The following is a 14,513-nucleotide window of genomic DNA, read 5'->3' as shown; positions in this document are numbered from 1 at the left end:
CTAGCCGGAGTTGCGCAGGGCGGTGGCGAGGCCGTTCATGGTGAGCAGGATGCCGCGTTTGACGAGTTCCGAGTCGTCGCCGGCGCGGAGTCTGCGCAACAGCTCTACCTGCATCTGATTCAGCGGTTCCAGGTAGGGGAAGCGGTTGTGGATCGACTCGGCCAGGGAGGGGTTGTCGGCGAGCAGGTGATCGTTGCCGGTGATCGCGGCGTGCATCCGGATGGTCCTGGCGTGCTCGTCGCGGATCATGCCGAAGATTTGCTCGCGCAATGCCGCATCTTCGACCAGCTCGGCGTAGCGGGCGGCGATGTCGAGGTCGCTCTTGGCCATCACCTGCGCCAGGTTGGACAGCACGGTGCGCAGGAACGGCCAGCGGCGGTACAGATCCGTCAGGGTGGCAAGGCGTTCGGGATCGCCGCCGATCCACTCCTCCAGCGCGGTGCCGGTGCCGTACCAGCCGGGCAGCATCACCCTGGCCTGGCTCCAGGACATCACCCACGGGATGGCGCGCAGGTCCGACACCGAGTTGGTCGGTTTGCGGGAGGCGGGCCTGCTGCCGATGTTCAGGTCGCCGACCTCGGCCACCGGGGTGGACTGGCGGAAATACTCGACGAATCCCGGTGTTTCGTGCACCAGCCGCGAATACGCCGCGCGGGCCCGGTCGGCCAGTTCGTCCATCAGCTCGTAGGACGGCTCCGCGTCCGCCCCGAGGCCCTCCACGTCGAGCAGCGTGGATTCCAGCGTGCCCGCGATGAGCGACTCCAGATTGCGGTGCGCCGCACCGGGTTCCGCGTACTTGGCGGCGATCACCTCGCCCTGCTCGGTCAGCCGCAGCGACCCGCGCACGGCGCCCGCGGGCTGGGCGAGGATGGCGTCGTAGCTGCGGCCGCCGCCGCGACCGACGGTGCCGCCGCGACCGTGGAAGAGCCGCAATCGAATACCGGACTTGCGCGCGACCTCGACGAGGTCGAGTTCGGCCCGGTAGAGCGCCCAGTTCGCGGCCAGGTAGCCGCCGTCCTTGTTGGAATCGGAGTACCCGAGCATCACCTCCTGGCGCATTCCGCGCGCCGCAACCAGGTCGCGGTACACCGGAACATCCAGTGCGGCAGCCAGTGTCGCCGCGCCGGCGCCGAGGTCCTCGATCGTCTCGAACAGCGGAACGATGCCCACCGAGCAGTGCGGCGGCCCGTCCGGCTCGCCGGGATCGAGCAGGCCGCCCTCCTTGAGCAGCAGCGCCGCCTCCAGCATGTCGCTGACCGAGGTGCACATGCTGATGATGTAGTTCGGCACCGCCTCGGTGCCGAGGGTGTCCACCACATCCCTTGCGGCACAAACGATGTCGACCTCTTTGCGGGCCAGCTCGCTCAGCCTGGCGTGCGGGCCGAGCAGCGGGCGGCGGGTACGCAGCTCCTCGGCGAGCAGTTCGACGCGTTGTTGTTCGGGCAGGCTCGCGTAGTCCGAATGCACACCGGCCCAGGCCAGTAGCTCGGCGACGACCTGTTCGTGCACCTCCGAGTTCTGTCGCATGTCCAGGCCCTGCAGGTGGAAGCCGAACGTCTCGATCGCATGGCGCAGGGCGGCGAGGCGGTCGTCGGCGAGCAGATCGTCGCCGCTCGCACGGAGCGAAGTGTCGACGGCGTCGAGGTCGTCGAGCACCGCCTGCGGGGTCGGGTACGGCTCCGCGCCGACATCCAGCCCGTTCGGCGGCACCTCCCCAAGGGCACGCTGGGCGGCCGAGGTCAGCCGTCCCCGGATGCGGTGCAGCGCACGGCGATACGGCTCGTCGGCGTGACTGGCCGGATCGGGATATCCGGCCTCGGCGAGGGCGGCCACCGCGGGCGTCACCTGGACCAGGCGCGCCGACAGCGCGAGGGCCTTCTCCAGTTCCACCAGTTCGCGCAGATACCGCGAGAAGGCGACCGCGGCCGCCTGATGTCCGGCCTGCCGCACGACATCCGCTGTCACGTACGGATTTCCGTCGCGGTCGCCACCGATCCACGAGCCGGGCCGCAGGATCGGCCGCGGCAGCAGTTCGGCGCCGGGCCAGCGCGAGCGCAGTGCGGCGCGCACCTCGGCGTTGATCGCGGGGATGACGTCGAACAGGGTGATGTCGTAGTAGCGCAGGCCCACCGAGATCTCGTCCTGGATCCGCAAGCGCTGCAACCGGATCAGCGCGGTGCGCCACAGGCTCAGCACCTGATGACGGATCTGCTGATCGAATTCGTTGCGCTCCCGCTCGGTTTCGGTGTAGCGCTGGCGCAGCCGCATCAGTTCGGTGATGCGGGTCTGGCTGTCGAAGACGGTGCGACGGCGGGTTTCGGTGGGGTGCGCCGTGATCACCGGCGAGACCAGTGCATCGGCCAGCAGGTCCGCCACCTGGGCACCGTCCAGCGCCGCCGCGTCGAGCTTGCGATAGGTGGCGGCCAGCGACGAATCCTGTGGCGGCTCACCGGCCGCCTCGTGCGCCTTACGCCGACGATCCCGCTGGATGTCCTCGGCCAGGTTGGCCAGCAGCACGAAATAGCTGAACGCGCGGATCAGCGGCAACGCCACCCCGATCTCGACCCCGTCCAGCATCTCCGCGACCGCGCTGCGCTCCACCTCCGCCCGCCGCACCCGGAAGGCCTCGATACGCACCCGCTCGATGAGGTCGAACACCTCCGGCCCCTCGTGGTCCCGAATGGTGTCGCCGAGTACACCACCGAGAAATCGGATGTCGTCGCGCAGCGGCCGAATGGCGTCGTGTTGCGTCTCGCTCGTCGATTCACCCATGATCAGACAGTATTGCCGTCCGGCCCGCGTTGGTATGCGACACCGCCCACACCGTGTCGCCGCCGAACCCAGCAGCCCCCTACGAGCGGCTACAACTCGCGGATCACCCGCGCCGGGTTACCGGCCGCGAACACCCGCGGCGGCAGGTCTCGGGTGACCACGCTGCCCGCGCCGACCACCGTGTCGTCCCCGATGGTGACCCCGGGGCACACGATGACTCCGCCGCCGAACCAGACGTTGTCGCCGATCCGGATGGGAGCGGCGGTCTCCCAGCGCTGCCTGCGCAGTTCGTGGTCCGCCATCGGGTGCAGCGCGGTCAGTAGCTGGCAGCGCGGACCGATGGACACGTCGTTGCCGATGGTGATCGGCGCGCAATCGAGCAGGATCGCGTCATAGTTCAGGAAGCTGTTCGTGCCGATCTCGATGAGATAGCCGTAGTCGCACTGGAATCGCGGCATGATCCACGACCCCTCCCCCACCTTCCCGAGCAGCTCACGCAGCACCGCGTCCCGCTCCTCGGTCTCCCCCGGCCCACTCCGATTGAACTGATCGCAGAGCTGCTGCGCCCGCCGCCGCTCCCCCACCAACTCCACATCGTTGTCCCGATACAACTCCCCGCGGAGCATCCGCTCCTTCATCTCACCCACCCGCGCCACTCTAAACGCCGAACGGGACCTGACCAGGTCCGCCGTTCGCGGCTACCGTGGCCATGTCCCGTTCGATGGAGCGTGTCAGGCGGGCAGGCCCTGCACCGATAGTCGGTGGAACAGGACCTGCTCGAGCAGGGCGACGAGGACGTCCTTGACCGATTCACGGTTGCGCGCATCGCATTCCAGCACCGGAATCCAGTCGTCCAGTTCCAGCGCCTCGCGGACCTCGGCGAGGTCGAAATGCACGCCGTTGTCGAAGCGGTTGACCACCACCACGAATGGGGTCTGCTTCTCCTCGAAGTAGTCCAGCACCGGGTAGCAGTCGTCGACCCGGCTGGTGTCCACCATGATCACCGCGCCGAGCGCGCCGTCGACCAGGTCGTCCCACAGGAAGACGAACCGGTCCTGGCCCGGCGTGCCGAACAGGTACAGAATCAGCGAGCGGTCCAACGTGATTCGGCCGAAGTCGAGCGCGACCGTGGTCTGCGTCTTGTCCGCGCGCCGACCCGGATCGTCGATGCCGAGCGACACCTCGGTCATCGCGGCCTCGGTGACCAACGGCTCGATCTCGGAGATCGCGCCGATGAATGTTGTTTTGCCGACACCGAATCCGCCGCTGATCACGATCTTCACCGACGACGGCATCGTCGGCGGTGGCGGACTGTTCACGTCAGAGTGCCCGTACAAGGTCCCTGATCCTCTCGATGGCAGCGGTAGACAGTTGATCGGCCTCGCGCACGGTCGCGTACCCGCCGGCGACGAGGTCGCTCACGACGACCTTTGCGACACCGACCGGAACACGCAGCGCGGTACCGATTTCGGCGATGGAATGGGGCTGCTGGCACAGCTGCACCACGGTGCGCTGTTCGAATTGCAGCGGTGCGGAGAGCGCCGCGGGCGGCGCCTGCACCAGGGTTTCGATGCGCAAACCGTCCATCAACGGCGTAGTGCGCCCCGCGGTGACGACAAAGGGACGCACAAACTGTTCATCACTGTCGACAAGTTCTTCGGCCGGCGGTTGTTGCTGGCCTGGGCGGTCCGGATCGAACCACCCGAACATCTGATTCATCGGGATCATCCGCGGGTCCGGCAGCCTCGGCCGGTCAGAATCTCTCATCTTCGCAACGTCTCTCGCAACTCGGATATCAACGCCGGATCAAGGAGCGACCCGGCGCGTTCGGCCAGCACGGCCATTTCGTAGCCGACAAGGCCGACATCGCAATTGCCGTCGGCGATGACGCCGAGGCAGCTGCCGTCACCCATGGCCGAGACGAGCAAAAAGCCACGCTTCATCTCGATCATGATCAGTTTGAGTCCGTCGAAGGAGTAACTGCGTGACGCACTCTTGGCGAGGCTGGCGAGCCCCGACACCATGGCCGAAAGCCGGTCCGCGGAGGTGCGGTCCAGGCCGTCCGACATCGCGATGAGCAGTCCGTCCGAAGACACCGCGACGGTGTCGCGGACACCGTCGGTTTCCCGGACGAAGTTCGCGAGCATCCAGTTGAACGTGTGCGGGTCGGCGCTCGGCAAGTGAGTGGTCACCGGTTCTCCTCTGCGATGGTCTGAGCCTGATCGTCGGCGCGGGTGTCGTGGTCGCGGGCACCGACATAGGGACGGGTGGTCGACGGCGGCGGCGGGGCGCCGCGGTCGTGTCCGGCCCGGAACGACGAAAGCATGCTACGGGTTTCCTCCGGCGAACGTTCCGGAATCGGCGACCGATCCGGACGCTCCGACGCGCCGTTGGTGTCCCGCCGCGGATCGGTGCTGGGCGCCGTGCCCGCGGTGCGAGTCTTCTTGTTGCGCTTAACAAGTCCGTTGCGCGTGGTGCGCGGTGCCGACGCGCCCGGGTTCGCCGATCCGTTTCCGCTGTACAGGCTTTCGGCGACACCGTAGTGACCGTCCGGCGAATCCGGCAGTCGCCAGGTTCCGGTATCGGTCAGGTTGTCCGGCTGCGCCGGGGGCGGCGGAGGCGGTGTGGAAACCGTTGGCGGGGAAACGAACTGGGAGTACGCGGAGGGCGCGGGAGCGTTCGGCGCGGCATGCTGCGGACCGTTGTATTGGTCGTTGCGCGGTACCACCCGTTGCGCCGCGGTCCACGGGCCCTCGGCCCTGCGGTCGGCGCCGTTCTGCTCGTTCGACGAGATCGCCGGCGCCGCATGGGCAGGACCGCGCGGGCTCGGCGGGATCGGGTCGGGCGCGGTGTTGCCGCGGATCACGGCGGGAGAAGTCATGGCGCCGTTGGTATTCGGCCCCTGCTCCAGTTCGGGCACGCCGTTCGACTCCGAATCGGCGCCCCAGGACCGCTCCAGCCCGGTGCCGGAGATCTTCGCCTGCACCGCGGCGGGCCGTCGATCCCCTTCCTGCACAAGGATTTCCAGTGGCAGCGACATCCGCGCGACGATGCCGCTGACCGGCGAGACGTTGAGCTCGACGTCGATGCCGAGCCGCTCGGCCAGCCGACCGACCACGTAGTGACCGAGGTAGCGGGTCGGCGCGACGATGAAGTCCTGTTCGCCGCGCAGCCTGGCGTTCGACTGGGCCAGCTGGTCCATCGGCATGCCGACACCGTGGTCGACGACGGCGAGCAGATAGCCGTGCGGCACCCGGCGCCCGTAGATCTCGACCTCGAGATCCGGTGGGGAGAAGGCGAGTCCGTTCTCGATCAGCTCGGCGAGCATGTGCGCGAGCTCACTGACCACCGCGCCGGTGATCATCACATCGTCCACCCGGCGCAGCACGACCCGGCGGTAGTCGTCGACCTCGGACAGACCCGCGCGGATCACGTCGCTCAGCGCGATCGGCTGGGCCCAGCGCCGCGGGCTCGCCTCACCGACGAGCACCAGCAGGCTCTCGGCGTTGCGGCGCATGCGGGTGGCCAGGTGGTCGAGCTCGAACAGGTTGGACAGACCCTTGGGATCGAGTTCCTCGCGCTCGAACTCGCTGATCAGGCCGAGCTGGCGGCGGACCAGGTTCTGGTTGCGCCGGGCCAGGTTCGCCATCGACTCCGTGGTGTTGCGGCGCACCAGCGCCTGCTGCGAGGCCAGCTCGAAGGCGGTGGTCTGCACACGGTCCAGCGCGCCTGCCACGGCGGCGATTTCGGTACTCGCACCCGCGGGCGCCAGCACCGGCATCGGCGCCTCCGGTCGGCTGTCGTCCGCCCGCGACCAGGCTTCGATGACCTGGGGCAGGCGGCGCGTCGCCACGTCGTCGGCCTCGCCGGCCAGCGCGGCCAGCGGGCGGACGATGGCGCGCACCGAGGTGATCACCAGCACGATCATCGCGGCGATGGCGATGGCCGAGGCGACGAGGAAGAAGATCAACTTGGTCGCCGCCGCGGCGCGCAGGCTGTCCGCCCGGGCCTGCACGTCGTCGCCGACGGCCTGCTGCACGGTGCGCTGCTCATCGAGGACGCTGGACATCTGCGTCCACCAGGTCATCGGGTCGACCTCACGGACCAGCGGCCCGTCGCTGGAGGCGATCGCGATGCTCTCGGATTGGTCCGCCTTGGTGGCGTTCTCGCTCAGCTGCGCCGCGTCCAGCTTGGCCTGCTGGCTCTTGGTCGCGTAGCGGGAGAACGCGGTGAAGCCCGCGAGCTTGGTGGAGCGGATCTCCATGAACTGCACGTACTCGCCGCCGTTGAATCGGCCGGCGGTGAAGACGCCGTTGAGGAAGCCTCGCTCCTTGTCGACCTCCTCCTTCGCCGCGCCGAGCGCGTAGAGCGCCTGCAGACCGCGCTGGATCTGCGGGTCGCGGGCCTGGTCGAGGCCGAGCGCGAGGCGGTTCAGCGCGGTGACGCCGTCGGTGTAGAACTGGAAGACGACCTGCCTGCTGACGCGGCGCGTGTCGATCTGAGTGCGGGTGTTGGCCAGCAGATTCAGCTGGCCGAGCGCCGCGCGCACCTGATCCGCGCCGGGCGCGTCCCCGGCCGCGGCGCTGGTGAGCGCGCCGAGCGCGCTGTCCACCTTGCCGCGCTGGTCGAGCAGTGGCTGCTGCAGGCGGTTGTCGCCGCCGAGCAGGCCGTTGCTCAGACCGAGCTCACGCTGGATCTGGTTGGTGAGGTCCTGCACGCTCAGCGCCAGCGAGACGGCCTTCACCGTGTCGTTGGACTCGCGGAAGTCCGAGAGTTCGCGATAGACAGTGACTCCCAGCAGGGCGAGCACCAAAATCAGCGCGAGCGCGAGAATTCGGGTCAGCTGACCGCCGATGGTCCTCGGCCGGATGACGGCCGACATTCGGCCACTCGAGTTCCCGGAGGGAACCGCAATAGTGAGATCCGGTGTGTCCCCGGGCTTTGGTTGCCGTAGACGTGAACGCACCAACCTGCTACTCCTCCGAAAAGCCGGCCGTGACAGCTCCACGACGAGCGCACGGAAAGTCTCCGAGCAAAATCCCATATGCCCGGTCCGGCGTCAACTCGAGAACCCCAGATAGGGAACTTTGTTCATACTTTTCAACCTGCACTGCAACCTGTAGCTACCAAGTGTCCAGATCTGGACAGAAAGGTGGTTCAAGGTTGTAGCAGAACTTAATGCGCACCGAGGTCGGTGCGGCATCACTGTCGATCAGTCGGCATCCGGGCGCCGGCCCGAAATGCCCTCGGATAGTAGCCGAGTCGTCGCCTTGCGCGCACCTCGAGCGACGACGGTCCGCCGCCGAACGCACTGATGGGCTGCCGAGACATCGGCAACCCATCAGCAAGCGAGGTCGGAGGTTACCCGCCGCCGAGAATCGCGAGTACCTTCTCCGAGGTGTAGAACGGCTCCAGCCGCTCTCGAATCAACTGGGACAGCACGCCGTTTCGCTTCGCGCCCTCGAGCACCGCCGGGCCGTAGCGCAGGATTTCGGTGGTAATGGCGTCGGCGGACAGGCCGAGCTCCGGCAACATGGCCGCCAGGGTGTAATCGCCGTACTTCGTGAAGAACACCTCGACACATTCGTCGACGAGCAGCCCGAAGTATTCCTTCTCCCGGGTGGTGACCGCGATTTCGTAGCAGATCAACACCAGCTCGTTCAGGTCCTTCTGCGACAGATAATCGCGCAGGCCGCTCACCGGCTCGTCGGCGTGCAGATCCCAGAATTCCATCGCGGCGTCGTGCACCGGAGCGTCACGCAGCATTTCGCGGATCGCGTTGTTGGTGCGCTTGAGCGCGAAAACCGCGCCCTTGCCCGCCATGTCACCGATGAAGGTGCTCTCGGTCGCCTTCTTCGCGGTCTTGGCCGCGGACTGCCCCATCGAGATCAACGAGGAGACGCCGGGGATCTTGCCGGCGATCTGCTTGTTCGCCTCCATGAAGTCCGAGATCAACTTGTCGACGAACTTCGACGCGACGGTGGCCACCAGCGGGCTCTCGGTGAGCCGGTCCAGGATCCGCTCCTGAGCCTGGTGCATGCCGAAGATCTTCTCCAGCAGCGCCTCGACCGGTTCGCGGTCGACCACCTGGCCGAGGGTGTAGTCGTTGTTGTTCGCGATGTGGTCGTAGATGGAATCGGCGAAAACCCCGACCATGTCGGCGATCACCGGACTGCCGCCGATCAGATCGATGACGGTCGCGACGGTCTGCTTGGCCTGATCGATCTCGACGATGTCCTTGAAGATCAGGGTGTCCGCGACACCGAGCACCGACTCGACATCGCGGGCAACAACTTCGGCGAAGCGATCGCCGGTGACCTCGGCGAGCACGAATTCCACCTGTGCATCGAGTAGCCGTTCAGCAATCTCGCGCGGCTCCGTCATGGTGTTCCACCCATTCACAGTCGTAGTACGGTGCGCCCGGCCAGGTTACGGCCCGTGTGTTTCGGTATCGTTGCCGCGCAACGACTTCCGTATCTGCTCCAGGCGTTCACGCGCCGCTCGCTCGCGCGCGTCCCATTGCTCGTCCGCGCTGCGGCCCGCGGGAGTCTGCTGGTCGAGTTCGCTCATCCCCTGCGCGGAGCCGAAGCGCTGCTCGACCTTATCGCGAACTGACCCCCAAGTAGGGACACCGGAGGACGAATATCCACCTGTCTCAGTCGGTGCCGGGATACCGGTCGGTGGTACCGGTACCGCGGGTACCGCAAAGGTGCTTCCTACCTGGCCGGATACGTCGTGCAGCGGCGGCGCGTCATGCACCGATGTGGGCATCGTGGTAGGAGTCACACCGCCGGCGGTCGTCGCATCACCGCCTTCGAGCAGGCCGAGCAGTGCGGCGTGCACGACCTCGAAGCCGGGACGTTCCGCGGTGGCGACCAGCAGCACGCCGACCAATTCACGGTCGGACAGCGCCGCCAAACGGGCCGCGATCTCGCTGTTTTCAGTCATATCACCAGGCTACGCAGGGCGATGACTCACGCCTGGACGATGGCACCGGCCCAGTCACGCACCAGCTCGAACCAGGCGGAGCCGCCCACGATGATCAGATCGTTGTGGCCCGCGCCCGGAAAGACCTTCAGACGTTTCGGTTCGCGGGCGGCCGAGTACAGGCGTTCGGCGTGCCGCAGCGGCAGGAGTTCGTCGTTGTCGCCGTGCATGATCAGGACCGGGGCGCGCAGGGAGCGGATCCGCTTTTCGCTCGGATACGCGTCGGGGACGAGCGGGCCCGGCAGGAAGGGGTAGACGGATCTGGCGGCGTCGCGCAGGCCGGAGAAGGTGGACATCAGCATCAGGCCGGCGGGCGGATGCGCGAGGGCGAGTTCCACCATCACGCCGCCGCCGAGTGACTTCCCCAGGTAGAGAACGTGATTCGGATCTACGCTGGGTTGTTCGAGCAGCACCCGGCGCGCTGCTCGCGCGTCGAGGTAGGTGCCGTGCTCGGTGGGACGTCCGGTGCTCTGCCCGTATCCGCGATAGTCGAACGCGAGCACATCGAACCCGGCCTCGACGAGCAGCGCGAACAACGCGATCCGATCGCCGATATTGCCCGCGTTGCCGTGCGCGAACAGGATGTGCCCGATCGACTTCGGCGCGGGCAGCCACCAGCCGTGCAGCGTTTCCCCGTCGGCGGTGCTGATCGACAGGTCGGTGTAGGCCATCCCGAGGACGGCGGGCGTCTGCAGGATCTGCCGATCCGGCAGATAGGTCAACGCGTTCAGTATCGGACTGGCCGGGTGTCGCATGCTCTCGTTCTTACCCCTCCCCCGGCCGTTTTGGTCACTCGACCCGCAGGCTTTTCGCGCTGTGCTGTCAGTGCCGCCGATGGATATGCACGACCGTACCGGTCGGCGACTCGCCGGAAATCGGGCCGCTTCGCGCGCTGCCGGAACGGGTATACAAGGCGGGGATTGTCAACCAACGAAAGGGAACATCTTCTATGCGGACAACGATTCTCGCGACTGTGACGCTCGTAGCGGCGCTCGCCGGCTTCACCGCCGCAGCTGTGCCCGCCAGTGCGGTTAGCGATGCGGACACCTGCGCGTCCGTCAGCGCAACGGCCAACGAACTGACCGCCGGGATCAACTCGTCCAAGGCGAACGGCGCCGGGTCCGCGGCAGAGGTGAAGGCGGCGTTCAGCACCGCGGCCGCCAAGTTGGACACCGTCGCCGCCAACGCCGACGACGGCAAGGTCAAGACCGCGATCGCGGCCGCCGTGCCATTCATGAACAAGGCGGCAACCGCATCCGACGCAGACCTCGGCGCCGTGCTCCAAGACCAAGAGCTGCAAAACGCCATGTCGGCCCTAGACCAGGCCTGCCGCACCAGCTAGCAAAATCCGCACCACCACAGGCCCGGAGGGTTCCCCTTCCGGGCCTGATCGCATATGCCCAACGTCAGCAGCCGCGCGGACGTTCCACCCCGCCGCGCACGTCCCATGCCCCCGCACACGAAATCGCCCACCAATTCGTGCGCAGCAGGCAAACCTATGCGCGGCAGACCAACCAATGCGCAGCTGCGTGTGCGACAGCGTTCAGCCGCGAGTCGGCGCAGGCTGCACATGTTCTGTCCCGCCGCGCACCAGTTGTGCAGCCGCGCACGAAATCGCCTGCTGATTCGTGCGCGGCGAGCAAACCCGTACGCCGCAGGCCAATCAGTGCGCGCCAGAGTGCACCAGCACGCAGCCGCGAGTCGGCGCCGCGCTCCGCATGTACTGACCCGCCGCGCACATTCCATGCCCTCGCGCACAAAGTCGCCCACTGATTCGTACGCGACAAGCAAACCCGTGCACCGCAGGCCAATCAGTGCGCGCCAGAGTGCACCAGCACGCAGCCGCGAGTCGGCGCCACGCTGCGCATGTACTGACCCGCCGCGCACATTCCATGCCCTCGCGCACAAAATCGCCGACTGATTCGTGCGCGGCAGGCAAACTTGTGCGCGGCAGACCGATCAATGCGCAGCTGCGTGCGACAGCGTTCAGCCGCGAGTCGGCGCAGGCTGCACATGTTCTGTCCCGCCGCGCACCAGTTTGTGCAGCCGCGCACGAAAACGCCTGCTGATTCGTGCGCGGCGAGCAAACCCGTACGCCGTAAGCCAATCAGTGCGTAGCTGAGTTCAGCTGGAAGGCGGCGGCACGCTGCGCACGTGTTGTCCTGTCGCGCACGAAATCGCTGGCAATTTCATGCGCGACAGGGTGATTCGTGCGCGGCGGGCGACTATCCGCGCAGGACTGCGCCGACGGCTTCGGCGGCTGCTGCTACCGCAGCGTCGCGGGCGGCGCTGGCTTCGTCCTCGGTGAGGGTGCGGTCGGTGGCGCGGAAGCGGAGGGCGTAGGTGAGGGACTTGCGGCCCTCGCCTGCTTGGGTGCCCTCGTAGACGTCGAACAGGGCGATGTCTTCGAGGAGGTCGCCGCCGCCGGTGCGCAGGGCCGATTCCACGGCGGCCGCCGGGGTCGCCTTCTCGACGCTGACCGAGACGTCCTGCAGCACCGCCGGGAACGGGAAAATCGTTGGGGCGGGGCGGGATTCGAGCAGGGGCAGGGCGTCGAGGTCGAGTTCGACGGCGCAGGTGCGCGGCGGCAGGCCGGAACGTTCCAGCACGGCGGGGTGCAGTTCGCCCGCGTAGCCGACAACGTTGCCGTCGACGACCAGTTCGGCGCAGCGACCCGGATGCCACGGCAGGTAGGCGGCGGGGCGGCGTTCGATGGTGACGCCCGCCGCGTCCGCGACCGCATCGGCGATGGCGAAGGCGTCGGCGGCCTCGGCCTGACGACCCTGACCCCACGGCCCACGCGGGTCGCGGCGGCCGGTGAGGACGGCCGCGACGTGCACGGGCTGGGCGGGCAGCGAGTCCAGCAGGTCGGTGATCTGGTCGTCGGTGGGACGACGGTCGACTGGCAGCGCCTCGACCGGGTGCACGTTGTCACCGGGCAGCACCACCTGGGCGATACCGAAGATGGTGAGGTCGCGGGCGCCGCGGGAGATGTTGCGGGCGGCCACTTCCAGCAGTCCGGGCAGCAGCGTGGTGGCCAGCTCGGCCCGCTCGACATCGAGCGGGTTCAGCACCCGGGTGCTCGCCCGGCGCGGGTCGTCCGCGTCGAGCCCCCAGATGTCGAAGACACCGGCGGGCATGAACAACGGCGCGGGCACCTCGACGGCACCGGTGAAGGCCAGCGCCCGGCTGACCGCGCGGCGGCGGAGCTGGGTGGCGGTGAGACCACGCCCGGCGGGCGCGGTGGGCAGCACGGACGGGATCTGCTCGAGCCCCTCCAGCCGCAGCACCTCTTCGACCAGGTCGGCGGGCTGGGCCAGGTCGGGCCGCCAGCTCGGCGGGGTGACCACGAGCTGACCGTGCCCGGTGGTCTCGTCGACGGCCACCTCGACGATGCAGCCGATCTGGGCGAGACGACGCGCGGAGGTGCCGGTCGGGTAGACGACACCGGCGACGCGGTCGGCCACGTCGATGTCCATCCGGATCGGCGGCGCGGGCGGCACCGGGACCCGTACGTCGGTGAGCGCGGATTCGACAGTGCCACCGGCGATTTCGGCGAGCAGGGTGGCGGCGCGGTCCAGCGCGGCCACGTTGATCTCCGGGTCGACCACCCGTTCGTACCGCTTGCCCGCCTCGGACACCAGCTTGTGCCTGCGCGAGGTGCGGTAGACCAGCAGCGGGTTCCAGGTGGCGGCTTCCAGCACGATGTCGGTCGTTTCGGCGCCGACCTCGGTGGTCGCGCCGCCCATCACGCCGGCCAGCGAGATGACGCCGGAATCGTCGGCGATCACCACGTCCTCGGGATCGAGGGTGCGCTGGACCTCGTCGAGGGTGCGCAGCGTCTCGCCCTTGTTGGCGGTGCGGACGACCAGGCCGCCGCTCACCTTGGCCGCGTCGAAGGCGTGCAGCGGCTGGCCCAGTTCGAGCATGACGTAGTTGGTGACGTCGACGGCAGGCGAGATCGGGCGCACCCCGGACAGCAGCAGCCTGCGCTGTAACCACCAGGGGCTCACCGCATTCGGGTCGATGCCGGTGACCCGGCGGACCGCGAACCGGGTGCACTTGGACTCGGGTTCGAGGCGGATCGACCAGGCGTCCTGCTCGTCGTCGGGCAGGGTACGCACGGCGGGATCGGCGTAGTCGAGGTCGAAGCCGCAGGCGAGCTCACGGGCCAGGCCGCGCACCGAGAAGCAGTAGCCGCGGTCCGGGGTGATGTTGAGCTCGATGACCGTATCGTCAAGGCCCAGCAGCTCGTTCGCGTCCGCGCCCGGCTCGGCGGTGCCCGGCTCCAGCACCAGGATGCCCGAATGATCCTTGCCGATACCGAGTTCGGCGACCGAGCAGATCATGCCGTTGGAGACGTGCCCGTAGGTCTTGCGCGAGGAGATCGCGAAACCGCCTGGCAGCACCCCGCCGGGCAGCACCACGACCACCAGGTCGCCGACGGCGAAGTTGCTTGCGCCGCAGACGATCTCCTGCAGTTCAGGATTGCCGACGTCGACCTTGCAGAACCGGATCGGCTTCTTGAACTCGGTCAGCTCGGTGATCTCGGCGACGCGGCCGACCACCAGCGGCTTGTCGATGTCACCGGAGATCCGCTCGAGCTTGTCGAGTTCTTCGACCTCCAGACCCACTCGGACAAAGCCCGCGTCGAGTTCTTCCGGCGTCACCGACCAGTCGGGGTTGGTGCGCTGGATGATGTCGGTCAGCCAGGACTGCGCTACTCGCACTTGACGTTTCGCTCTCTCGATCGA

Annotated in this window: 11 protein-coding genes; 1 reads left to right on the top strand and 10 read right to left on the bottom strand. The window is 67.8% G+C overall.

Annotated elements, in window-relative coordinates:
• From ppc to ACFWF1_RS17580, 9 genes are all read right to left on the bottom strand, one after another.
• Positions 1 to 2,772, bottom strand: a complete 2,772-nt coding sequence (gene ppc / locus ACFWF1_RS17620; RefSeq protein WP_379288971.1) for a phosphoenolpyruvate carboxylase — start codon at positions 2,770 to 2,772, stop codon at positions 1 to 3.
• Positions 2,773 to 2,861: 89 nt separating this feature from the next.
• The gene (locus ACFWF1_RS17615) at positions 2,862 to 3,398 is read right to left on the bottom strand and encodes a sugar O-acetyltransferase (RefSeq protein WP_379289032.1); all 537 of its coding nucleotides are present in this window, start codon (positions 3,396 to 3,398) and stop codon (positions 2,862 to 2,864) included.
• A gap of 105 nt (positions 3,399 to 3,503) precedes the next feature.
• Complete coding sequence (locus tag ACFWF1_RS17610; protein ID WP_379289034.1) at positions 3,504 to 4,046, bottom strand: ATP/GTP-binding protein; 543 nt, start codon at positions 4,044 to 4,046, stop codon at positions 3,504 to 3,506.
• Between the two features lie 46 nt (positions 4,047 to 4,092).
• On the bottom strand, positions 4,093 to 4,539 hold the full coding sequence (locus ACFWF1_RS17605; RefSeq protein ID WP_379288973.1) for a DUF742 domain-containing protein: 447 nt from the start codon (positions 4,537 to 4,539) through the stop codon (positions 4,093 to 4,095).
• On the bottom strand, positions 4,536 to 4,919 hold the full coding sequence (locus tag ACFWF1_RS17600; protein ID WP_357391518.1) for a roadblock/LC7 domain-containing protein: 384 nt from the start codon (positions 4,917 to 4,919) through the stop codon (positions 4,536 to 4,538). Before ACFWF1_RS17600 ends, ACFWF1_RS17605 begins: the two co-directional genes overlap by 4 nt.
• Positions 4,920 to 4,960: 41 nt before the next feature.
• Positions 4,961 to 7,654, bottom strand: coding sequence for a nitrate- and nitrite sensing domain-containing protein (locus tag ACFWF1_RS17595; protein ID WP_379288975.1), 2,694 nt, complete (start codon positions 7,652 to 7,654; stop codon positions 4,961 to 4,963).
• A gap of 479 nt (positions 7,655 to 8,133) precedes the next feature.
• Positions 8,134 to 9,156: a hypothetical protein gene (locus ACFWF1_RS17590; protein ID WP_379288977.1), complete on the bottom strand. Its 1,023-nt coding sequence runs from the start codon at positions 9,154 to 9,156 to the stop codon at positions 8,134 to 8,136.
• A 45-nt stretch (positions 9,157 to 9,201) separates the two neighbouring features.
• Entirely contained in the window at positions 9,202 to 9,720 is a 519-nt protein-coding gene (locus tag ACFWF1_RS17585; protein WP_379288978.1) for a hypothetical protein, read from the bottom strand.
• Positions 9,721 to 9,746: 26 nt separating this feature from the next.
• Positions 9,747 to 10,514, bottom strand: a complete 768-nt coding sequence (locus tag ACFWF1_RS17580) for an alpha/beta hydrolase (protein WP_379288979.1) — start codon at positions 10,512 to 10,514, stop codon at positions 9,747 to 9,749.
• Positions 10,515 to 10,732: 218 nt separating this feature from the next.
• On the opposite strand from ACFWF1_RS17580, the gene ACFWF1_RS17575 reads away from it, so the two are divergent.
• The gene (locus tag ACFWF1_RS17575; protein WP_379288981.1) at positions 10,733 to 11,101 is read left to right on the top strand and encodes a hypothetical protein; all 369 of its coding nucleotides are present in this window, start codon (positions 10,733 to 10,735) and stop codon (positions 11,099 to 11,101) included.
• 883 nt (positions 11,102 to 11,984) lie between these two features.
• On the opposite strand, the gene pheT is transcribed toward ACFWF1_RS17575, so the two are convergent.
• Positions 11,985 to 14,489, bottom strand: a complete 2,505-nt coding sequence (pheT, locus tag ACFWF1_RS17570) for a phenylalanine--tRNA ligase subunit beta (RefSeq protein WP_379288982.1) — start codon at positions 14,487 to 14,489, stop codon at positions 11,985 to 11,987.
• Positions 14,490 to 14,513: the final 24 nt, after the last annotated feature.

The organism is Nocardia sp. NPDC060255 (genome assembly GCF_042727395.1).
In the GTDB taxonomy this organism is placed as follows: Bacteria; Actinomycetota; Actinomycetes; order Mycobacteriales; family Mycobacteriaceae; genus Nocardia.
This window is presented reverse-complemented; position numbering and strand designations above follow the sequence as displayed.